We start from the raw sequence: 22914 nt of genomic DNA, 5'->3' as shown, positions 1-22914 counted from the left end.
GTCTGGTTAACTCGTATCCCTAACTAGTATGTGCCGATAATGTTGCAGCAATAAAAAATTATTTGTTTTCAAATGGGCTTTACGATAACATAGGTTTAAAACCTGTCGCCGTGACGACAAGTGAAAGCTGCTGAAGACTTCATGTTGGAAGCTTACTGCGCAGTGAAGGGAGTTATCGGAATCTTGGAAAAATCAATGGCTGAAATGCAGCAGGAAGTCGATCGATATATATCACAGTTCAAGGAAGGTTATTTCAGTCCTTTATCCATGATGGCCCGGATGTCGGAAGAGGTCGGCGAGCTTGCCAGAGAGGTTAATCATCAGTTTGGCGAGAAGCCGAAGAAAGCGGATGAAGCGGATAATTCCATTGAAATGGAACTTGGAGATATCCTGTTTATCACCATCTGTTTTGCCAATTCGCTTGGCATTGATCTGGCGGAGGCCCATAATAAAGTCATGCATAAATTTTCGACGCGTGATGCCGATCGTTGGACGAAAATAAACACCGATTAGGCTGCTGCTACATATGCTGTACCAAACCCGCTGTGGGGAGGGACAGCCAGTGAAACCTGAAAGCTATATACAAAAAGCATATCGATGCATCCTTCAAAATGATTTCGACGAGGCGTTGCGTTGGTTTGAGCAAGCGATTGCCGCTAATCCCGGAGATGCTGAAGTCCACTACCGATGCTCCATCACCTATGGCAGAAGCAACAAGCTGGATATGGCGATCATTCACGCGGAAGAAGCCGTAAGATTGCAGCCTGACAAACCGGAGTATGGTGTTCATTTACAGCATATTAAGGCTGCAGAACTGGTGCAGCGAGCCCGAAAAATGGTGGAGAACCGCAAGGATGTCACCAAGACGGAGCTGTATCAGGCCATATCGCATCTGAAATCAGCCGTAGCGATGGACCCTTTATATGCTCAGGCGTATGTATGGCTGGCCCTTGTCTATAGTGAACTCGACGAGCACGCGCTTGCCATATCCACGCTTAAAGAAGTCATTGCGCTGTATCCTCAGGAAAGTGGTCTTCAGTATATTATGGAGGAGCTTAAACAGCGCTTGAGATCATATTTGCAGGATTCAGCATCGGATTGAAAGTGAGGAAATGTAGATGGCAAATAAAATGAAAGTAGCGGTCGTCGGTGCCGGCGGCCGTATGGGTAAAGAAGTTGTGAAGCTGGTGCTAGGTGATGAGGAACTGGAACTGGTAGCAGCCGTAGGAAAATCTGATGCAGGCGCAGACGCAGGGACACTTGTTGGTCTGCCAGCCTGCGGCATCCGCGTAACATCCGATTTGGAAATGGCGCTGGTTGAATACAGACCGGATGTTATGGTTGATTTTACAACTCCGCAATTTGCTTACAGCAACACGGCGCTGGCTATTAAGCATGGTGTGCGTCCGATTATAGGCACAACCGGTTTCACTCCGGAGCAAATCGAAGAGTTGGACAAGCAGTGTGCGGAGCAGAATATCGGCGGTTTAATTGCCCCGAACTTCTCCATTGGAGCCATCCTCATGATGAAGTTTGCTGCCCAAGCGGCAAAATATTTGCCACATGTTGAGATTATTGAAACCCATGGCGACCAGAAGCTGGATGCTCCGTCCGGCACCTCGATAAAAACAGCAGAAATGATTGCACAGAACCGTGAGGAAATTCGCCAAGGCAATCCGAAGGAAGAGGAAGTAATTGAAGGTGCCAGAGGCGGTTATTATAACGGCTTCCGCATACACAGCGTCCGTTTGCCGGGTGTATTCGCGCAGCAGGAAGTTATTTTTGGAGGATACGGTCAAAGTCTGAAGATCCGTCATGATTCCTATGAGCGTGCAGCTTATATGCCAGGTGTAAAGATGGCAATGGAGAAGGTAATGAGTTATACCGGCTTGGTCTATGGATTTGATCATTTTATTGACTAACATAGGGGAGAAATGACTATGAATATTGCATTTATCGCTCATGACCGTAAAAAAGAGGAAATGGTCAATTTCGTTATTGCATATGAAAGTGTATTTGAAGATCATAAACTGTACTCCACAGGCACGACAGGTACCCGTATTATGGAACAAACCCAGCTCAGCATACATCGCTTTGCTTCGGGCCCGCTTGGCGGCGACCAGCAGATTGGAGCGCTCGTAGCGGATAATGAAATGGATTTAATTATTTTTCTACGCGATCCCTTGATGGCACAGCCTCATGAGCCGGACATTAACGCACTGCTTCGTTTATGCGACGTGCAGGGAATTCCGCTTGCAACCAATGTAGCCACTGCAGAAATTCTCGTCAAAGCGCTGGACCGCGGGGATTTTGCATGGAGAGAGCTTGTGCATAAATACAAACCGGGCGTGGACAGCTAATGAACAGCAAGCTGGATATTTTAATCTTCGGGGCACACGCAGACGATGCCGAGATTGGAATGGCAGGAACGATTGCGAAGCATGCGGCGGCAGGACTGTCTATCGGGATTTGTGACCTGACGCAGGCAGAGATGTCATCCAATGGAACGGTCTCCATTCGCAAAGCAGAGGCAGATCATGCTGCCAGTGTGCTGGATCTCAAGGTCCGTACGAATCTGGGATTGCCGGATCGAGGTTTATTCGTCACACCTGAGCATATTGAGCTGGTGACAGCAGAAATCCGCAGGTTTGCTCCTTCGGTTGTGTTTGCACCCTATTGGGAAGATCGTCATCCCGATCATGTGGCCTGCAGTCGTTTGGTAGAAGAAGCGGTGTTCAATGCAAAACTTCGACGCTATATGCCGGAGCACTCACCGGTCAAAGTGGACGAGCTTTATTTTTATTTCATCAATGACATAGGAAGAGCGGATTTGGTCGTTGACGTTACGGATTATTACGGAGTTAAAGAGCAAGCCTTGTCTTGTTACCGTTCCCAATTCCAGAAGGCTGAAGAGGATGCAGTCTCTACCCCTTTGACAGAGGGATACATAGAGCGTGTGCGGGCCAGGGATTCGTTGCTTGGAGCGCGCAGGCTTATTCCTTATGCAGAAGGTTTTGCTTGTAAAAGTCCATATGTTGTTCATCTATTCGGCTCCAAGCAGGCATAATATATAGAGGCGTAGGTAAAGGAGGCCTGACATGAATCAACAACCATTAAAAATCGGAATTACCTGTTATCCTTCATTGGGCGGGTCCGGGGTGGTGGCGACGGAGCTTGGAAAGCTTCTGGCCGAGCAAGGTCACCAGGTTCATTTTATAGCACATAGCATCCCGTTCCGGTTAGGGACTTTTCATAAAAATATTTTTTATCATGAAGTTGAAGTGAACGATTATTATGTGTTTAGGTACCCGCCTTATGATCTATCGCTAGCAACCAAAATGGCGCAGGTGGCAAAAATGCAGCAGCTTGACGTCCTTCATGTCCACTATGCGGTGCCGCATGCGGTATGTGCTTTCTTGGCGAAGCAGATGGTCGGGGATCAGCTTAAAGTCGTGACCACCTTGCATGGGACGGATATTACCGTGCTGGCACAGGATGAATCGCTGAAGGATCTAATTCGGCTCGCGATTAATGAGAGTGATGCGGTTACGGCTGTTTCTCAGGATCTGATCCGAGAGACTCGGGAACTGCTTGATATAAGCCGGGATGTTGACCTGACCTACAACTTCGTTGATCCTAGGGTGTATTATCCTCGGGATTCGGAGTCGCTGCGCAGAGACTATGCCGATCCGGATGAAAAGATTGTGATGCATATCTCTAATTTCCGGCCAGTGAAGCGAGTAGGCGACGTGTTGGAGATATTCGCACAGGTACAGGAACAGGTCCCAAGTAAGCTGCTGCTTGTCGGTGAAGGGCCTGAGCTGCCGAAGATCCAATGCCGGATTAATGAGCTGGGACTCAGCAGCAAGGTCCATTTTCTTGGCAAGCAAGATGAGATTGCCCACGTAATATCCATGGCCGACGTACTGCTGCTTCCTTCGGAAAAGGAAAGTTTCGGTCTGGTTGCCCTGGAAGCGATGGCTTGTGGGGTACCCACCGTGGGTTCCACAGCAGGCGGAATCCCTGAATTGGTTACGCATGGTGAGACAGGATATTTGGCTCCGATCGGAGATACGCATTCAATGGCTCAGCATGTGCTTGAGATATTTAAGGATGAAGCACTGAGCGAACGTCTGCGGAAAGCATGTTTGCAGCGATCCAGCAAAATGTTCTGTAATGAGTTAATCCGCGGCAAATATGAAGAAATATATTACCGAGTGTTGGGACGGGAGGTAGGCAAGCTGAAGCCGGTCTGTGGCTAAGCTTACCCTCTCGTTGTTTTTCGGGTGAAGGAACGGGAATACTATGGCAGAGATGTTTAATTCAGTACAATGGCGCAACGCAGACCCGAATATGGCTGAGCGGAGTGCGGACGTGATCCGCACTCTGCTTCAGCATGGATATGAAGCATACTGGGTCGGAGGCTGTGTCCGTGACGAATACATGGGGCGCAGGGTCAGCGATATGGATATTACGACCTCGGCCTTGCCGGAAGTGACCTGCTCTGTCTTTCCGAAAGTGGTTCCTACAGGCATCAAGCACGGAACCGTTACAGTGCTGATGGAAGGTCAGGCTTTCGAAGTGACCACTTATCGGGTGGAGAGCGGGTATGAGGATCATCGGCATCCGACCGAGGTCGCTTTTGTCCGAGATGTGAAGGAAGATTTGACGCGGCGCGATTTTACGATGAATGCCATGGCCAGAGGCATCGACGGTTCCTGGGTGGATCCGTTTGGCGGACGAGAGGATATTGATAAACAAGTGATTCGCTGTGTCGGCGATGCCCGTCTTCGCTTTCGTGAAGATGCGCTGCGTATGGTTCGCTGTATTCGCTTCGCTTCGGTGTTTGGTTTCTCCATTGCCCTGCATACCTGGAAGGGAATTCTATCGGAGAGAGATACCCTAAGCTGGATTGCCATGGAGCGAATTCGCAGTGAATTTGAGAAAATCATGACCGGACCATCCCCATTACGGGGATTGGAAATGTTTCTCCGCAGCGGACTTTACTCACGAATGAAAGCCCCTTTTCCGTACACGGGGCATGATGTTCCTATCATGGAAGCCATCCATCGGACGGCCCCGGAGCATTCGTCCATCCGTTGGTCGCTGCTGCTGCTTGCCTGCGGCATTTCGGCCCAGGAAGCTGAGAGACTGCTGAGATCATGGACATTTTCCAATAAACAGCGGGAAGCGATTGTGAAATTGCTGGCGCTTCACGAATCATATGCACAGGTCAATGAAGAAAAAGAAAAAGAAAAAGAAAAAGAAAAACAGAGCGGCAGGCTGACGTGGATCAAGCTTGTTCTTGCTCACGGGGCGGAAGCGGCTCATAGCTGGCTGCAGATGCAGACGGCTATGGAATGGACCGGAGCGGCGACCGTATCGCCGGCCGTGATGGAGCAGCTTGAGGGCTGGCTGCAGGAGCTTCAGATTCGAAATCTGAAGGATCTGAATATTACGGGAAGCGAGCTGCTGCTGGCGCTGGACAAGCGCGGTGGAGCCTGGCTTGGCGAACTTCTCGGGGAACTGCTGGAGAAGGCGGCGGCAGGTCTAATTAACAACGATAAGGAATCGTTGATTAATGAAGCAAAGCGGGTGGTAATTAATAATGAAGGATCATGATCAAGACAATTCGCTGCTGAGTATGTTTCAGGAGTATTCCGGTCAATTTTTGTCAGGAGAAGAAATAAGCCGCAAGCTGTCCATAAGTCGGACGGCTGTATGGAAGCAGATCAATAAACTGCGAAGTTTGGGTTATGATTTTGAAGCTCTCCCGAGACTCGGCTATCGCATGATGGAATCGCCGGACAAGCTGAGTGTGGATCAACTGGAAGCGGGGATGACCAGTAAAATCCTAGGCAAGCAAGTAACGTTATTGGACAGAACGACCTCTACTCAAGAGGACGCCCGGCAGTTGGCTGAAGAGGGAGCACCGGAAGGCACTTTAGTCATCTCGGAAGAACAAACGGGCGGGCGCGGCCGAATGGGGCGGAGATTTCATTCCCCGCGGGGCAAGGGAATATGGATGAGCCTCGTACTACGGCCGAAACAGCCGCTGCATTTAACCCAGCAGCTGACCTTGCTGACGGGCGTGGCGGTTTGCCGAGCCATCATGAAATCCGCTGGAATAAAGACGGATATCAAGTGGCCTAACGATATTTTGTTTCAGGGTAAGAAGGTTTGCGGGATTCTGCTGGAGTCTGCTACGGAAGATGAAAGAGTCCGTTACTGCGTGGCAGGAATCGGAATTAGCGCCAATCTGAAGGAGACGGATTTTCCGGAAGAGCTGCGTGACGTTGCAACCTCGATTCGAATGGCTGGCGGTAAAACCATCAATCGAACCGAATTGATTCAAACCATCATGGCGGAGATGGAAGTTCTGTATGAACTGTACAACGAGCAGGGATTTGAACCGATTTCATCGCTCTGGGAAGCATTGTCAGGCTCAATCGGTCGGGAGGTGCGTGTCCAGACGATGCGAGACAGTTTCATTGGAATCGCCACAGGCCTCAATAAGGACGGCGCATTGCTGGTGCGGAATAACGAGAATGAGACGATACCTGTTTATTCTGGAGATATTCTTTTTAATACCAGGTAAATCAAACATGGTGAAATTGCAGCGGCATTTTGTTATACTATAGCCAGAGGCGGTATCGTGAACAGCGAATTGCACTCTGCGCAAGTTTTGCAAGAAACATGTTATAGAACACCTTCATAACTGTTATGCCGGTTACGTTGGATTCTGCTCTGAGCCGAAAGGACCGAGACAGAAGGGACGATCGCGAGTGACTCTTTTTTGCCTTTCGGACTTTTTAGCGGTCGTGCTAAAAGGTTTTTTTTATTGTGTTTAACTAAATTACACAGGGAGGCTGTGTCACAATGGCAGGCAAACAAGCACTAAACATTGTAAAAATGAAAAACATGAAGAAGAAGGGCGTACCGATTACGATGCTGACCGCGTACGATTATCCTTCTGCCAAGCTGGCGGAGGAAGCAGATATCGATATGATATTGGTAGGCGATTCGCTTGGCAACGTAGTGCTGGGCTACAATTCAACGATTCCTGTAACGCTGGATGATATGGTATACCATACTCGCGCGGTTGCTCGGGGGGCGGAAGAGACCTTTATCGTAGCCGACATGCCGTTTATGACCTACCATGGGGGCATTGATGAAAGCTTGCGAGGCGTTCGGAGGTTGATGCAGGAAGGCCATGCGCATGCCGTGAAAATGGAGGGTGGCGAAGAAATCGCCGATACCGTCAAACGTATTGTACAATCCGGTGTTCCGGTACTTGGGCACATCGGGCTGACGCCTCAATCCGTGAATCAGATTGGCGGCTATCGCATACAAGGCAAGGATGCTCGTGATGCCGAGCGGCTCATGAATGACGCGAAGGCACTTGAAGCCGCAGGTGCATTTGCAGTTGTATTGGAGCTGGTGACGGAAGAAACAGCAGCTGAAATTTCCAAAGCGCTGAGCATACCAACCATTGGCATTGGTGCCGGTCGTTATTGTGACGGTCAAGTACTGGTATACCATGATATATTGAAATATGCGTCCCCTTATCGGGACAAACGCTTCGTTAAAACCTACGCTGATGTCGGAACCATCATCCGCGATGGCATTTCACAGTATGTTAGGGAAGTGAAGGACCGCTCATTCCCGGCCGAAGAGCATGTGTTCAAAACAGAGACTAAAGCAGTGGTAGAAACGACATTATATGGCGGTACCAAGGAAAAGGTGGGCACGACTTCATGAAAGTGATTCGCACAATTGCGGAATTGAGATCCGAAATTCAGGATCGCCAGCAATCCGGTTACGGACCGGTAGGTCTTGTGCCGACGATGGGCTATTTGCATGAAGGACACGCCAGTCTGATGCGTAAAGCACGTGAAATGTCAGGAACGGTGGTCATCAGCATCTTCGTCAATCCGATACAGTTCGGTCCCGGTGAAGATTTCGAAACCTACCCGCGAGATGAAGCGCGTGATGTGGCATTGGCGGAATCGGAAGGCGTAGACGTGGTGTTCATTCCAGCTGTACAGGAAATGTATCCGCAGCCAACAAAAACCAAGATTTCCGTAGCGGAAATAACGTCTTTATTGTGCGGAGCATCCCGCCCCGGGCATTTTGACGGCGTAACCACCGTTGTCAGTAAACTGTTCAATATCATAAAACCGGATTACGCCTTTTTCGGGATGAAGGACGCGCAGCAGGTGGCTGTCATTGAACAAATGGTACGGGATTTGAACATGGATGTCACCATCGTGCCCTGTCCCATCATCCGTGAAGCCGACGGTCTGGCCCTGAGCTCGCGGAACGTGTATTTGAAGCCGGAAGAGCGGGAACAGGCTCTTGTGCTGTCAGGTTCACTGCGGACGGCTCAGGAGGCAATCCAGCAAGGGCAGGCGGCAACGGCAGGAGAGATCCGTGCACATCTTCGAGAATATATATCCCGTTCCCCACTGGCCGATATTGAATATGCAGAATTACTCACATTCCCGGAACTTGTTCCAGTGGAAGATTCTTATCGTATGGTTGATGGAGACAGCCCGGTAATTATGGCGCTGGCTGTGCGCTTCGGCAGAACTCGTCTCATTGACAATGCGCTAATCCAACCAAAAGTAGGGGGATCCCATGTTTAGAACGATGATGAAATCCAAAATCCACCGGGCTACGGTGACGGAAGCCAATCTGAATTATGTGGGCAGCATTACCATTGATGAAAATTTAATGGAGGCTGCAGACTTGCTGGAGAATGAAAAAGTTCAAATCGTGAACAATAACAATGGCGCCCGTTTGGAAACGTACGTTATCAAAGGCGAACGCGGTAGCGGGGTTATATGCCTGAACGGCGCCGCAGCAAGGCTTGTTCAACCTGGAGACAATGTAATTATCATTTCTTATGCCATGATGTCCAAAGAGGAATACGACCATCATACGCCTACGGTTGTGATTGTCGACGAAATGAATAAGCCGGTTACGACGGAGTATCGCGAAGTCCACGCGGCGGTTCTCTAAGAGCCAAAATGTGACGGAAGCCCAAAGGGATGAAAAGACCGACTTCTACAGAAAATGAGTTCAGGTCGATGCACTGATCTCATTTTTCCGCTAAGGGTGGGATGCAGCTATGTTTCAACATGTATTCGCTGAAATGAACAACATGTTAGATGAAATTGTGAAGCATTACCCTTCTGCACAAGGTCCCCAAAAACAGGCGCTGGTACAAAACTGGAACATGCTCAAAAGCATGAGTGAAGCAATTATCGAGGAGTGGCTCCAATTTGAAGAGAAGATGGCCATTTTCCGCGAAAATGCCGTATCACCCCCGGTTTTTCCGCCGACCGAAGCGCCTGAATTGCAGCTTGATGCTTTTATCCGTGGCCAAGGTTATTACAAGTTGTTGATGTTCCAGCCGGCAATACAGCAGTTTGGGGCTGCCGCTGTGGTATTTCCGGAGAGCCTTCTGATCAAGCTGTACATTGCGATGTCCCATCTTTATATGGGGCAGACAGCTCAGGCATCTGATGTATTGATGTCCATTCTGCCGCTGGCAGATAACAAGAAGCTCCGGGCGATGATCTACAATGCACTTGGATGCATCGAGGTATTGAATGGACAACAAGGGAAGGCCGAAGAAAATTTCGCACTGGCAATTCACAGCGATCCGACTCTGCCCGATCCCATTATTAATCTGGAGGTCTGCAAGAAGAACCGCGGTGAACTTCAGTACGGCAGCCAACTGATCTCTTTGCTGTAGAAGAAAAAGCCTAACAAGAAGCGATGCCAGAGCTCATTCTAAAGAGACTTTGGCATCGCTTTTTGCCGTGTGAAGCAGGAAGGGGAGGGTGAGGGGATTTTTTACCCGGAATGTTCAAAACCCGCAACTTCTGGTATGCTGTTAATTAGTCTGGAGGAAAGGGATTTAGTCGAATGAAATTTGCCGTATTGGATTTTGAAACCACGGGCAACCAGTCTGCAGATGAGATTATTCAGGTCGGACTGGCCATCATCGAAGAGGATCGAAGTATATCCCGCGTGTACGGCACTTATGTCAATCCCGGGATTCCAATCCCTCCGTTTATCACCGGTTTGACCGGTATTTCTGACAGCGATGTAGCGGACGCTCCATCCCTAGAGGAAATGATGATGGAACTTGTGCCCATGCTCGACGATGTGGTATTGGTTGGGCATAACGTAGCTTTTGATTTTAATTTTTTGCAAAATGCACTCGATCGCTGTGGCTATTTACCGTTCAGCGGTCGGATTCTAGATACGATGCACTTCTTGAAAATATGCTTCCCTTCGCTTTCTTCATATCAGCTTGGAATGGTGTCTTCCCATTTCGGCCTGGAGCATGACCGTCCGCATCAAGCGGACAGCGATGCACTTGCAACGGCCTATGCGCTGCTGAAATGTCTGGAGGAGATCGATGAGCTTCCGCTCTTGACCATTCAACGGTTAAGTGATCTTTTTGCTGATGAGGATAGCGATTTGGCCTGGTTCTTTGACGGAATCCGGGCGGAACGGGAATTCCAAGCTGTACAGGGCGGAGATACCCATACGTATTATCGCCAGTTTGCGCTGGCTGTTGATGATTGGAACGATATTGCACCCGCAAGGGACGAATCGGAGCCGAACCCACTGGCTGATGTGAGCTTCGAACAGTACATGAGCGATGTCCGGGACCGTCTGAAGGAAACGCTGCCTCATTACGAGAGCAGAGACGCTCAGGATATGATGTTCCAAGAAGTGATGCAGGCACTGGATGATAATAAACATCTGTTGATTGAAGCAGGCACGGGAACAGGGAAGTCCCTCGGCTATTTGCTGCCTTCGATCTATCAAAGTGTGAAGCAGGAACAGAAGGTCATGGTCAGCACGCATACAATCAATCTTCAAGAACAGCTGCGTGACCGGGATATACCGCTGCTCACTCAGGTTGTTCCTTTTCCCTTTAAAGCAGCTATTTTTAAGGGGAGAGGACATTATTTGTGTTTGAGAAAATTTGAACATAAAATAAATAGAAGAGATTTTCATTCGCCGAAGGAAGATGTGATCATTGCAGCACAGATGCTGGTCTGGCTGACACAGACAGAAAACGGCGACGATGAAGAGCTGAACCTCGGCGGCCGTGGCGGAGATTTCTGGGAGACGATCTCCAGCGATTCGGATTCCTGTCTTGGACGTGCCTGCCCATGGTTCCGCAAATGCTACTACCACAGGGCCAAACATGAAGCGAGCGTTGCCGACGTGGTCATTACGAACCATTCGAAGCTGTTCACTGACGTTAAAGCCAATCATCAGCTGCTGCCGAGTTATGAACGCCTCGTCATTGACGAAGCACATCATCTTGAGGACGTTGCGGGCAAGCACCTTGGCTTGCAAATGAAATATTTTACGGTTGTGCATACGTTGACCCGGATGTACAAGGACAGCCGCAGCGGACAGCTTCCCGCGCTTCGCCAGCTGCTTCAGGCTTCACCGCATGAGAAGGCCGTAGAATGGTCTTCTGTCATTGACCGTATGTATCCAGATCTCATCACGGCCAAAGAAAATTGGGATCGTCTTAGCGATCAGCTGTTTGCACTGCTGCCGGAACGCGGGGATGCATCTCCAGGAGACGCGGGCCAATTCTCACTTCGGTTATCGCCTCTCAAGAAACCGAAGGATTGGCAATCGCTGGCGGAGCTGGAGCATCAGATTCATGTGACCCTGGGTGACGTTGTGCGCAAGGGTGACAAGCTGATTGCTGAAATGAAGGAAGATCTGGATGATTACAGTGCAGACAGCTTGCTTACGGATCTGTCCGGACTGTTTAAAGACCTGGCCGCTCACCGTGAGGACTTGCGCTCCTTCATGGCTCTTAATGATGAGGGTACGGTATACTGGATGGAGGCTAATGGCAATTTCCGCAGTAAATCGCTGCAGCTCTATGCAGTGCCTGTTGATGTAAGCACTCATTTAAAGGAATTGTTTTTTGATAAAAAACAAAGCGTCATTCTGACATCGGCTACCTTGTCGGTGGATAAATCGTTCCAGTTCATGATCGAGAATCTGGGTCTTCAGGAAGCGGCTGACGCCGGTAATCTGAACACGGTTCAGCTGCCGTCTCCGTTTAATTACAGAGAACAAGCGCTGCTTGTCGTTCCGCGTGATTTTCCGAGCGTGAAGGGATCGGTCGGGGATGCCCTCTTTGTGAACACACTTGTGCAGTCACTGGCCGAAACGGCGATCGCTACCCATGGAAGGATGCTCGTTCTGTTCACCTCTTACCGGATGCTGCGTCAGGTGCATGAGCCACTGAAGGAAGCATTGGCATTAAGCGACATTGCGGTGCTGGGGCAAGGAATGGACGGGACCAGTCGAACCAAGTTGATTCGACGCTTCCAGGAGAGCAGCGCATCGGTGCTCCTTGGCACCAGCTCCTTCTGGGAAGGGGTCGACATTCCGGGCGAGGCGTTGACCTGTCTTGCTATTGTACGGCTGCCTTTCCAGCCGCCGAATCATCCGCTGGTGGAAGCCAAGAGTGAACTGCTGCAGCAGCAGAAAAAGAACCCCTTCATGAAGCTTTCCGTTCCGCAAGCGGTTATTCGGTTCAAGCAAGGGTTTGGCCGCCTGGTCCGGACGGCACAGGATAAAGGGATCGTGATTGTATACGATACCCGGGTGATTGAATCCTATTACGGGAAATATTTCTTATATTCCTTGCCAGGACCTAAGATGGAGCATATGCCGACAGAGGGAATTGTTCCACGCATCTCGGAATGGCTTCAGGAAGAGGTCGAGGTTGGGGCAGATAACCAATCCGATGAATGATAGCTAAACGAAGAATGAAAATGCAAGAGATGTAGTTATTAACCTTTACTAGGGGGAGCATGCATGAAATCGGAAAAAATTTCGGAAGCCGTGGTCCGCAGATTACCTGTATATTTGCGCTATTTGAATGAGCTTCAGAAGCGGGAGGTCTCAACTGTTTCATCCCAGGAGCTGGGGCAGAAACTGGATCTGAATCCTGCTCAAATTCGTAAGGACCTGGCGTATTTCGGTGATTTTGGACGGAAAGGGATCGGATATGATGTTTCCTATTTGATTGAGAAGATTCGCCAGATTCTGAAGCTGGACCAGAAGATTAATGTAGCATTGGTTGGAGCCGGTAATCTTGGACATGCATTATCCAATTACAATGCATTCCTGAAGGATAATATGAAGATTGTGGCTATTTTCGATTCATATTCCCCCAAAGTTGGTATGAAAATCAACAACTTGACGGTTCAGCCGATGGAAGAGCTTGAGAAAACCGTACATGAATACGGCATTCGTATCGGGATTATTACCGTTCCGGATTTTGAGGCGCAAAACGTAGCTAATCAGCTTATTGCAGCAGGCATCGAAGCGATTCTGAATTTTGCGCCAACCATCCTGAAAGCTCCACCTCATATCCGTATTCATACGGCCGATTTTACAACCGATTTGCAGAGCTTGGCTTATTATTTGGACAACGGTAAGGAGGAAGCTTCACATGACGACAACGAAGTGGATGGTTAAGAACGGTACTTTTGCTGTGCTTGAGGATGGAAGATCCGTTCTTCGTGGATACATGGTTGTTGAGAATGACCGCATTACCTATCTTGGTGAGGAACAGCCGCCGGTAGAGGAAGGAACCGAGATTATCGACGGCACACATCTGTTGTTCCTGCCTGGTTTGGTAAATACCCATGGACATGCTGCCATGTCACTGCTCCGCGGTTATGGAGACGATTTGGCGCTGCAAGTATGGCTGCAGGAAAAAATGTGGCCGATGGAAGCCAAATTCACGGCCGATGATGTTTACTGGGGAGCCTCTCTTTCCGTGCTGGAGATGATCAAGGGCGGAACCACAACTTTTGTGGATATGTATGATCACATGGACCAGGTTGCTAAAGTGGTAGAGGATTCAGGAATGCGCGGTGTCCTGACCCGTGGCGTTATCGGATTATGTCCGCCTGAGGTTCAGCAGCAAAAACTGGATGAGGCGGTTGCATTTGCGAAGGACTGGCACGGCAAAGCCGATGGCAGAATCACAACGATGCTCTCGCCGCATGCACCGTATACGTGTCCACCGGATCTAATTGAAAAATTCGTCCAAGCATCCCATGATTTGAATCTGCCGCTGCATACACATATGTCGGAAACGGACACGGAAGTGGCCCAGAATGTGAATGACTACGGACTCCGTCCCGTTGCGCATCTGGAGAAGCTGGGCATGTTCTCTCGTCCTACACTTCTGGCGCACGCCGTCCATTTGACTGATGAAGAGATCGAGATTTTGGCTAAATATCAAGTCGCGGTCTCTCATAATCCAGGCAGTAATCTGAAGCTTGCCAGTGGTATAGCGCGCGTGCCTGCACTCCTGAAAGCCGGCGTTACCGTGTCCCTGGGTACCGACGGACCAGCGAGCAATAACAATCTGGATATGTTTGAAGAGATGCGTCTGGCTGCATTGATCCATAAAGGGGTAAGCGGTGATCCTACGGCCATTCCAGCAGCCGAAGCACTGCGGATGGGTACGGAGAATGGAGCCAAATCGGCTTTCATTGAAGATATAGGCACACTTGCCGTCGGCATGAAGGCGGATATGATCGCGTTGAATACAGATCAGGCGCACTTCCTTCCTCGAACCGATTATGTGTCCCATGCGATCTATTCAGCCAGTGCAAAGGATGTAGAGCATGTATGGGTTGACGGCAAGCAGGTAGTGAAAAATGGCGCCAGCCTTACCCTCGACGAGGAACGTATTCGCCGGGAAGCCCAGTCTGCATTTGAGCGTCTTACAACCCTCTAGGGAATAATCAAGGGGAGCGAGGAAGACGGATTGAAGAAAAAAACGAAGTGGATATTGCTAAGTGTATCCGGAGTGCTGCTCTTGCTGCTAGGTCTGCAGCTCTACTATTCGCATGTCATGAAGGACACTTGGAATGAAGAGAGAATGGCAATCAACGCTTCCAAACAGCATGGCGGTTTGGTTTCGACAGGAAAGACCTATAAATCGGTGTGGGGCGAGGACAACAATTACTGGGTTGTCAGCGGCAAGGATAAAGACAATCAGGACCGAATGGTCTGGGTGAAATTCACCGATGATAATGTACCGGTTGATGGTGCCGATGCGGTGCAGTCAGTCTTATTGAGTTCCGGAATGTCAGAAGCACAGATACTGGATCAGATTCACAATGATTTGCCAGGAGCAACCATTAAGAGATTGCTGCCGGGTATGTATGAAAATGAGTTTGTATGGCAGCTCCAGTACGAAAGCAATGGTCAGCGGGGCTATCGATTCTATCGTTTCCAAGATGGAAATCCGATCGGCAATGACATTATTCTTCCAAATCAATAGTAGAAAAGTAAAGAGAGACATCCCTATCAATTTCGGGATGCCTCTTTTTTTCACATCAATTGACAACGTTTACAATAAATAAAATGGAAAAACTGTTCTAAATATTTTCACAGATACGCATGAAAAAGTATATAAAATGTGATATACTCATATTTGTACAAATTAAGCATACAAACTACATGCATCGTATTATATCGTTATTACATGTCATTATATACAAAGAAAATGATAGACAAAAACTATATAAGATTTTAAGGAGGAACTTCATGAAACTACGCATTGTACCTATCGTGCTGACTGTCGTGATCTCAGCATCGGTCCTCTTTGGTGGATGGTTTCTGTATCGGCAGATGGCACAGCATAACCCGCTAGCAAATGTTGTTTCGCAGTATGATGGTGTGAAGAGTTCTCATATAGATATTAAACAGGATACGGTTACTTTGAAACTTGATCTGGCTCCGGAAACGAATTTGCAGGGGCTTGTGCAGCATATAAAGCAAGAAGGCAAATCTGTAATTGGGCAGCGTGAGCTGAAAATCCAGGTGGAGGAGCATTCCTCGGAAGCGCTGGACCAATGGTGGGAGCAGGCGATGTTATCCGTTGCAGAAGCGATGGACAACAAGCAGTACACCGATATCCAATCTTCGCTTGAGCAATTGGCTGGCGAGTCCACAAACTTAAAAGCGAAAGCAACCATTGATGACACCAATGTTTATGTCAGCTTGTCGGATGGGAAGTCTGGTAAATTTATTATCTTGCCGCGTCAACCGGGTAAAATGGGGGTTTGGAACCATGCCTAAACTGGCTAAAGAGATCATGCTGGGTTTTATCCCGGTTTTGTTGGTATTCCTCGTGTTTGTAGGCGTCAACGTTGTGCCTCTGTTTATTGCTGCGGCACTCGTGGGTACGCTGCTGTTTATTGCAAAGATGAAGGGCGGCATCGCGGTGGGGGCTGGTAATGAACGCAAGCGAAAGAAGAGCGGACCGGCCAAACTGACGTTCGAAGAAATCGGCGGGCAGGATAATGCCAAGCAAGAACTCCGCGAGGCTCTGGATTTTCTCATTCGTCATGAAGATATCAAGAAATTTGGCATTCGTCCGTTGAAGGGCATTCTTCTTACCGGGCCTCCGGGAACAGGGAAGACCCTGATGGCCAAAGCCGCTGCCCATTATACGGATTCTATCTTTGTTGCTGCATCCGGCAGTGAGTTTGTTGAAATGTATGTCGGGGTTGGTGCCGGTCGTGTCCGGGATCTGTTTAAGGATGCCAGAAGCCGCGCTGCAAAAGAAAACAAACAAAATGCGATCATTTTCATAGATGAGATTGATGTGATTGGCGGCAAGCGTGAAGGCGGCCAGCAGCGTGAATATGACCAGACACTGAATCAACTGTTAACTGAAATGGACGGCATTTATTCTCAGGATACTCCGCGTATACTGGTTATAGCTGCTACGAACCGCAAAGAAATGCTGGATAGTGCACTGCTGCGTCCAGGACGATTTGACCGCCATATTCAGGTGGATCTGCCCGATAAGAAGGGGCGTACACATATCTTGAATCTCCATGCGGGTAACAAGCCGCTGCATGAGGATGTCGACTTGGACAAAATCGCGGAGGAAGCCTATGGCTTTTCCGGCGCACAGCTGGAGAGTGTCATGAATGAAGCTGCAATCTATACGATGCGTGAGAATGAGCAGTTTATCCATCAGCGCCATTTATCCATGGCGATTGACAAAGTGATGATGGGTGAACGCTCGGACCGAGAATCGAATTTCGAAGAGAAGAAGCGCGTTGCCATCCATGAATTGGGACATGCTATTATGGCAGAGCTTGTGCGTCCCGGCAGTGTCAAGCAAGTAGCATTGAGTCCGCGTGGTAAAGCACTTGGTTATGTTAGGCATAATCCGCAACAGGAACAATACCTGTATACCAAGGCGTTCCTGGAAGAGCAGATTATGATAGCGCTTGGCGGTGCCGCCGCCGAGGAGATTTATTACGGGGGCCGAAGCACGGGCTCCAGCAATGACTTTGAGCAATCGCTTAACATCGTAGAGACGATGATGAAGTCAGGACTGACGGCGCTCGGCATCATCAATATGAATATGGTAACTACGGAAGAGTTAATGAAAGAGAATAATATGATTCTGGAAGAGTTAATGAACCGAACGAAAAGCCTCTTGGAACAGAATCGGCCAATATTCGACAATTCTCTTGACATCCTGTTGAAGGAAGAAATCCTCTCGGGAGAACAATTTCGTTGTCAATTTCGTGAAAACGCGCTTTTACCAGCATAAATTGTTATGCTGGTTATTTTTTTTTACTTTTTTGTCGTGCTAAGATATTATTATACTTTGTGCTCTAAACTGTATTTTTCGACAAATGGGGTACAATAAAGTATAGAGATAAGGAAAGGGTGGAGTAGAAACCATGTACTTCAAAAAAATCGGCGTTGTAGGCGGCGGGACTATGGGGCAGGGCATTGCGGAGATGCTGGCTGCAAAGGGTCTTGACGTACTGCTCGTAGAGAAAACTCCAGAGAAACTGGACTATTCATACCGAATGATTGAGACCAGTCTAGATAAACAGCTGGAGAAGTGGGGAATTACCCAAGCAGAGAAGAAACTGATACTGAACCGGATTCAAAAAGTAACTCATTTTGCCGAGCTTAGCACCTGCGATATGGTGATTGAGACCATTATAGAGGACTTGGAAGCGAAAAAAGAAGTGTTTACACAGCTGGATCAAGTATGTCCCAGCCATGTGATATTAGCAAGTAATACATCCACGCTTAGTTTGACGGAGCTCGCCAGCTCTACCAAATATCCTGAGCGTGTTATTGGCATGCACTTCATACATCCTGTTTCCAAGGTAGATCTGGTTGAAATTATCCGCGGTCTGAAAACTTCCGATCATACGTTCACGGAAACGAAACGCTTTGTCGAGGAAGTGTCCGATAAAAAAGGCATCATGGTTTATGAATCCCCAGGCTTCGTTACAACACGCATGATCACGCTCCTCATCAATGAAGCGATGCATCTGCTTCAAGAAGGTGTGGCTTCGGCAGAAGATATCGACGATGCGATGAGAATCGGTTATAACTTCCAGCACGGGCCGCTGGAGATGGCAGACCGCTTTGGTCTCGATTCCATTCTTGCGGCGCTGGAGCGGATGTTCCGCGAGTATGGCGAGCTGAAATACCGTCCATCGATTGTCTTGAAGAAAATGGTTCGCGCAGGACAACTGGGCGTCAAAACCGGAGAAGGCTTTTTCAAGTACGACAAGGATGGTGACCGGGTATGAATATTCTCGTAATCAACGCAGGCAGCTCTTCACTGAAGTATCAATTGTACAACATGACAGATGAATCCGTACTGGCCAAAGGGCTCGTTGAGCGGATCGGTATGGATTCCTCCATTTTGACCCATAAGCCGACCGGAAAACAGGACGTAACCGAGGTTAGCGAAATTCTGGAGCATACAACGGCCATCCGCAAGGTGCTTGGCATGCTGACTAATGAAGAACATGGTGTTATTGACTCCATCGAGAACATTCAGGCTGTCGGTCACCGCGTGGTCCATGGCGGTGAATCTTTCAAAGCGTCCGCGCTTGTAGATAGCGATGCAAAAGCCGAGATTCGCCGTTTGTTTGACTTGGCTCCGCTTCATAATCCGGCGTCCATGATGGGAATTAAGGCTGCAGAAACGAATATGCCGGGCGTGCCGCAGGTGGTTGTATTTGATACGGCATTCCACCAAACCATGCCGGAAAAATCGTATCTATACGCTATTCCGAGAGTTCTTTATAATAAATACAAAGTACGTCGTTACGGTGCGCACGGAACATCCCATGCTTATGTCAGCCAGGCAGCAGCAGAGTTCCTGGACCGCCCGCTCGAGGATTTGAAGATCATTACCTGTCATATCGGCAACGGCGCTTCCCTGACAGCTGTTCAAGGCGGAAAATCTATCGATACCTCCATGGGCATGACCCCGCTGGAAGGTCTGATGATGGGTACCCGCAGCGGTGATTTGGACCCTGCAATCGTTCCGTTTGTCATGAACAAGGAAGAATTGACGGTCAATGAAGTAAACTCGATGCTGAACAAGCACAGCGGACTGCTGGCGATTTCCGGAATCAGCAGCGATATGCGCGAGATCACGGAAGGCATGGAGAAGGGCGATCCGAATTCGACATTGGCTTTTGATATGTATGAATATCGTGTTCGTAAATACATCGGCTCTTATGCTGCGGCAATGAACGGTGTGGACGTTATCGTGTTTACCGCGGGAGTTGGCGAGAATTCGATCGTTCTTCGTCAAAGAGTGCTTGAGCAGCTTACCTATCTCGGAGTAGAATTGGATGAGGAGCTGAACAGCATTCGTTCCGGCGAGCCGCGTCGTATTTCAACGGCGAATTCCAAGGTAGTGGTTCTCGTGGTTCCTACCAACGAGGAATTGGTTATTGCTCGGGATACGCATCGTATCGTACAAGCTTCTAACCGTTAAATAGTAGTGATATAAGGGAGAGATTTAAGCATGGCCACCAAAAGTGTGATTCGTAACGTCAACCAGCATGTCGGTGAGACCGTCACGATCGGCGCCTGGATTAACAACAAGCGTTCCAGCGGGAAGATTCAGTTCCTGCAGCTTCGCGATGGATCGGGATATATCCAGGGTGTTGTTGTGAAGAGCGAAGTATCCGAGCAGGTATGGGATGACGCGAAAAGCCTGACACAAGAGAGCTCTTTGTATGTGACGGGTGTGATACGTGAAGAGCCGCGCAGTCAGTCGGGTTACGAGATGACGGTTACCGGCATTGAAATTATTCATCTTACGGAAAACTATCCGATTACCCCTAAAGAGCATGGTGTCGATTATTTGATGGACCATCGTCATCTGTGGCTTCGCACACAGAAACAACGGGCAATTATGGTGATCCGCGCCGAAATCATCCGTGCGGTTCAAGCATATTTTGACACGAACGGATTTACCCTTGTGGATCCTCCGATTTTGACACCAACTTCGGCGGAGGGGACAACAAACCTGTTCCATACGAAGTATTTTGAAGAGGATGCTTATTTGACGCAAAGCGGACAGCTGTACATGGAGGCCGCTGCTATGGCACTCGGTAAGGTATACTCCTTCGGTCCTACGTTCCGTGCCGAGAAATCCAAAACCCGTCGTCACCTGATTGAGTTCTGGATGATTGAGCCTGAGATGGCCTTCACAGACCATGAGGAGAGCCTTCAGGTACAAGAGCAGTTCATTAGTTATGTGGTGCAATCCGTAGTTAAGAACTGCCGTCAGGAGCTTGAGGCAATCGGTCGCGACATTTCCAAGCTTGAGGCGATACAGGCACCATTCCCTCGAATTACGTACGACGAGGCAATTGAATTCCTGCATACGCAAGGTTTCGATATCCCTTGGGGTGAGGACTTCGGAGCACCACACGAAACGGCTATCGCGGAGAAATATGATAAGCCGGTCTTTATAACACACTATCCGGCAGGGATCAAAGCATTCTACATGAAGCCGGATCCGAATCGTCCTGAAGTGGTGCTGTGTGCGGATATGATCGCACCGGAAGGCTATGGCGAGATTATCGGCGGCTCGCAGCGGATAGACGATCCGCAGCTGCTTGAAGAGCGCTTCAAGGAGCATGAGCTGTCGATGGAAACGTATCAATGGTACATGGATCTGCGTAAATACGGTACAGTCCCTCATTCCGGTTTTGGCTTAGGTCTGGAGCGTACCGTTGCCTGGATTTGCGGTTTGGATCATGTACGTGAGACTATTCCGTTCCCACGGACCTTGTACCGGTTGTATCCGTAAGCTGTGAGAGGTGAGTCTATGGACCACGGCAACGCTGACACCGGCGTGAAAGGGTGGACAGCGGGCGCAGCTGCCGGCATGAGCCAAGGGATGACCCTTATCCCTTACGCGTTGCTTCGGTATTATCGTTCCATCGGTTTAAGCGACCGTGAAGCAATGCTTCTCATACATCTGATCGGATATCAGCAGGTGGAGTTCAAGACGTTTCCTTCGCTGGAGGAGCTTTCGGACGTAACGGGAGCTCCGGCTTCTTTCATCGCCACAAGCCTGCAGCGCTTGATGAAGGAAGGGCTGCTCGGCATTGATGAGTATGTGGACGAGACACAGGGGATTCATTATGAGCGCTACAATCTGAATGGATTGTATGAGAGGCTCGCTTCTTGCCTGGCTGAAGAGGGCAAGGAGATGAGCGCTGATGGAACCACGTTTGCGTCCCCGCTATTAAATGCCCGTCCGGTTTCGGGCAAAGGAACGGACTCGGAGAAGTCAACGCCTGAGAAGGAAGAACGAAATTTGTTCTCGATATTCGAAAAAGAGTTCGGCCGTCCCTTATCGCCCATGGAGCTGGAGACCATCTCCGGTTGGGTCGATGCGGACCGATATCCGGACGAGTTGATATTGTTAGCTCTGAAGGAAGCGGTATTTGCGGGCAAGCTTCATTTCCGCTATATCGACCGTATCTTGCTCGAATGGAGCCGCAATCGTGTACGCACCGCGCAGGATGCCAAAGCTTATACGCAGAAATTCAGGAATATCGGAAGATAGATGAAGCACGTCCATATGGACGTGCTTTTTTTGTTATCCGCTATTTGATTGGATTGATGGCTGTTTTTTTATATAGTTGAAAATGGGATGTGCAGACAGGAGCTATCAGAAGCAGGAGAATATTCCTGCATCAGCGAATTCATCTATTTACTGCAACCGGATGTGAGGAGAGAGAGACATGAAATATAAAGCCATTATTTTTGATCTGGATAACACGCTGCTGGATTACAATCAGAGCGAGCAGACGTGTATGCAGCAAGCGCTTGAACATTACCGACTGCATGAGGATCTGACTTGGGATGAGTTCTGGAGTGTCTTTGGTCCGATTAACTTCCAATACTGGATGAACCGCACCCGGAATAATCACGACATCAGACAGGTGCTGGAGCATTCGTTCACGGACACCTTTCTGGGTTTGAAGCGGGATTTCAATCAGTTCAGGGAGATCTCGGAAACATACTGGGGATTCTTTTGCGGTTCTGATCATAAGGAGCCTAACGCCGATTTGATTCTGGAGCATCTGCATGGAAAATTTGCGCTTGGAGTGATTTCCAATGGCATAGGTGAAGCACAGCGCCAGCGTCTTACGACAGGGGGCTTGTTTCATTATTTTGACTCCTTTATCATCTCGGACGAGGTGAAGTGCTGGAAGCCGGATCCGTTGATTTTTGAGATGGCCTTGAGGGAATTGGCGTTAAGTCCGAGTGAGGTATTGTACATAGGGGATTCACTCACGGATGATTATGAAGGAGCTGTGCGTGCCGGCATTGATTTTTGCTATTATAATCGTCGAGGCAAAGTTTTGCATGATCATCATCGTCCTTCTTATATCATCAGTGATCTTCTGCAGATCAAGGATTTGACTTGAGCTTGACGGAACCCGATCCGACAGAACCGAGGTTATCCAGTACGTTCTGGATACATGCCATATCCAAACCTCG

Annotated in this window: 23 protein-coding genes; all 23 read left to right on the top strand. The window is 48.9% G+C overall.

The window, feature by feature from the left end; genetic code table 11:
- Positions 1-183 precede the first annotated feature (183 nt).
- The 23 genes from WDY75_RS19830 (at position 184) to WDY75_RS19720 (ending at position 22841) form a co-directional block, all read left to right on the top strand.
- On the top strand, positions 184-513 hold the full coding sequence (locus tag WDY75_RS19830) for a nucleotide pyrophosphohydrolase (RefSeq protein WP_036637038.1): 330 nt from the start codon (positions 184-186) through the stop codon (positions 511-513).
- A gap of 49 nt (positions 514-562) precedes the next feature.
- Positions 563-1102, top strand: coding sequence for a tetratricopeptide repeat protein (locus tag WDY75_RS19825; RefSeq protein ID WP_063479188.1), 540 nt, complete (start codon positions 563-565; stop codon positions 1100-1102).
- A gap of 16 nt (positions 1103-1118) precedes the next feature.
- The gene (gene dapB / locus WDY75_RS19820) at positions 1119-1922 is read left to right on the top strand and encodes a 4-hydroxy-tetrahydrodipicolinate reductase (RefSeq protein WP_063479189.1); all 804 of its coding nucleotides are present in this window, start codon (positions 1119-1121) and stop codon (positions 1920-1922) included.
- An 18-nt stretch (positions 1923-1940) separates the two neighbouring features.
- Positions 1941-2360 carry a methylglyoxal synthase gene (gene mgsA, locus WDY75_RS19815; RefSeq protein WP_006209508.1) on the top strand — a complete coding sequence of 140 codons (420 nt, stop codon included), beginning with the start codon at positions 1941-1943 and terminating at the stop codon, positions 2358-2360.
- Positions 2360-3067 (top strand): bacillithiol biosynthesis deacetylase BshB1, encoded by a 708-nt coding sequence (gene bshB1, locus WDY75_RS19810; RefSeq protein WP_063479190.1) that lies wholly within the window; start codon positions 2360-2362, stop codon positions 3065-3067. The genes mgsA and bshB1 overlap by 1 nt, the downstream gene beginning before the upstream one ends.
- 31 nt (positions 3068-3098) lie before the next feature.
- Entirely contained in the window at positions 3099-4262 is a 1164-nt protein-coding gene (gene bshA / locus WDY75_RS19805) for an N-acetyl-alpha-D-glucosaminyl L-malate synthase BshA (RefSeq protein ID WP_006209510.1), read from the top strand.
- 43 nt (positions 4263-4305) lie between these two features.
- Entirely contained in the window at positions 4306-5622 is a 1317-nt protein-coding gene (locus tag WDY75_RS19800; RefSeq protein WP_063479191.1) for a CCA tRNA nucleotidyltransferase, read from the top strand.
- Positions 5609-6598: a biotin--[acetyl-CoA-carboxylase] ligase gene (locus WDY75_RS19795; RefSeq protein WP_063479192.1), complete on the top strand. Its 990-nt coding sequence runs from the start codon at positions 5609-5611 to the stop codon at positions 6596-6598. The genes WDY75_RS19800 and WDY75_RS19795 overlap by 14 nt, the downstream gene beginning before the upstream one ends.
- A gap of 281 nt (positions 6599-6879) precedes the next feature.
- Positions 6880-7761: a 3-methyl-2-oxobutanoate hydroxymethyltransferase gene (gene panB, locus WDY75_RS19790; RefSeq protein ID WP_063479193.1), complete on the top strand. Its 882-nt coding sequence runs from the start codon at positions 6880-6882 to the stop codon at positions 7759-7761.
- Positions 7758-8648 carry a pantoate--beta-alanine ligase gene (gene panC / locus WDY75_RS19785; protein ID WP_036636896.1) on the top strand — a complete coding sequence of 297 codons (891 nt, stop codon included), beginning with the start codon at positions 7758-7760 and terminating at the stop codon, positions 8646-8648. Before panB ends, panC begins: the two co-directional genes overlap by 4 nt.
- Positions 8641-9024, top strand: coding sequence for an aspartate 1-decarboxylase (gene panD / locus WDY75_RS19780; protein ID WP_006209517.1), 384 nt, complete (start codon positions 8641-8643; stop codon positions 9022-9024). Before panC ends, panD begins: the two co-directional genes overlap by 8 nt.
- A 109-nt stretch (positions 9025-9133) precedes the next feature.
- Positions 9134-9763, top strand: a complete 630-nt coding sequence (locus WDY75_RS19775) for a hypothetical protein (protein ID WP_006209518.1) — start codon at positions 9134-9136, stop codon at positions 9761-9763.
- Positions 9764-9936: 173 nt separating this feature from the next.
- Complete coding sequence (dinG, locus tag WDY75_RS19770) at positions 9937-12822, top strand: ATP-dependent DNA helicase DinG (RefSeq protein WP_036636899.1); 2886 nt, start codon at positions 9937-9939, stop codon at positions 12820-12822.
- 63 nt (positions 12823-12885) lie between these two features.
- Entirely contained in the window at positions 12886-13551 is a 666-nt protein-coding gene (locus tag WDY75_RS19765) for a redox-sensing transcriptional repressor Rex (protein ID WP_006209520.1), read from the top strand.
- The gene (locus WDY75_RS19760) at positions 13526-14827 is read left to right on the top strand and encodes an amidohydrolase (RefSeq protein WP_063479194.1); all 1302 of its coding nucleotides are present in this window, start codon (positions 13526-13528) and stop codon (positions 14825-14827) included. The genes WDY75_RS19765 and WDY75_RS19760 overlap by 26 nt, the downstream gene beginning before the upstream one ends.
- Positions 14828-14857: 30 nt before the next feature.
- Positions 14858-15376 (top strand): DUF5590 domain-containing protein, encoded by a 519-nt coding sequence (locus WDY75_RS19755; RefSeq protein WP_006209522.1) that lies wholly within the window; start codon positions 14858-14860, stop codon positions 15374-15376.
- Positions 15377-15642: 266 nt separating this feature from the next.
- Complete coding sequence (locus WDY75_RS19750; RefSeq protein ID WP_006209523.1) at positions 15643-16176, top strand: hypothetical protein; 534 nt, start codon at positions 15643-15645, stop codon at positions 16174-16176.
- On the top strand, positions 16169-17671 hold the full coding sequence (locus WDY75_RS19745) for an AAA family ATPase (RefSeq protein ID WP_006209525.1): 1503 nt from the start codon (positions 16169-16171) through the stop codon (positions 17669-17671). Before WDY75_RS19750 ends, WDY75_RS19745 begins: the two co-directional genes overlap by 8 nt.
- A gap of 133 nt (positions 17672-17804) precedes the next feature.
- Positions 17805-18677 carry a 3-hydroxyacyl-CoA dehydrogenase family protein gene (locus WDY75_RS19740; protein WP_006209527.1) on the top strand — a complete coding sequence of 291 codons (873 nt, stop codon included), beginning with the start codon at positions 17805-17807 and terminating at the stop codon, positions 18675-18677.
- The gene (locus WDY75_RS19735) at positions 18674-19882 is read left to right on the top strand and encodes an acetate/propionate family kinase (protein WP_063479195.1); all 1209 of its coding nucleotides are present in this window, start codon (positions 18674-18676) and stop codon (positions 19880-19882) included. The genes WDY75_RS19740 and WDY75_RS19735 overlap by 4 nt, the downstream gene beginning before the upstream one ends.
- Before the next feature lie 30 nt (positions 19883-19912).
- Complete coding sequence (gene asnS, locus WDY75_RS19730; RefSeq protein WP_006209529.1) at positions 19913-21208, top strand: asparagine--tRNA ligase; 1296 nt, start codon at positions 19913-19915, stop codon at positions 21206-21208.
- An 18-nt stretch (positions 21209-21226) separates the two neighbouring features.
- Positions 21227-21973, top strand: coding sequence for a DnaD domain-containing protein (locus WDY75_RS19725; RefSeq protein WP_063479196.1), 747 nt, complete (start codon positions 21227-21229; stop codon positions 21971-21973).
- A 178-nt stretch (positions 21974-22151) separates the two neighbouring features.
- Positions 22152-22841 (top strand): HAD family hydrolase, encoded by a 690-nt coding sequence (locus tag WDY75_RS19720; RefSeq protein ID WP_036636909.1) that lies wholly within the window; start codon positions 22152-22154, stop codon positions 22839-22841.
- The last annotated feature ends 73 nt before the right edge of the window (positions 22842-22914 follow it).

The sequence above is a fragment of the Paenibacillus glucanolyticus genome, assembly GCF_037333485.1.
GTDB lineage: Bacteria > Bacillota > Bacilli > Paenibacillales > Paenibacillaceae > Paenibacillus_AQ > Paenibacillus_AQ glucanolyticus.
This window is presented reverse-complemented; position numbering and strand designations above follow the sequence as displayed.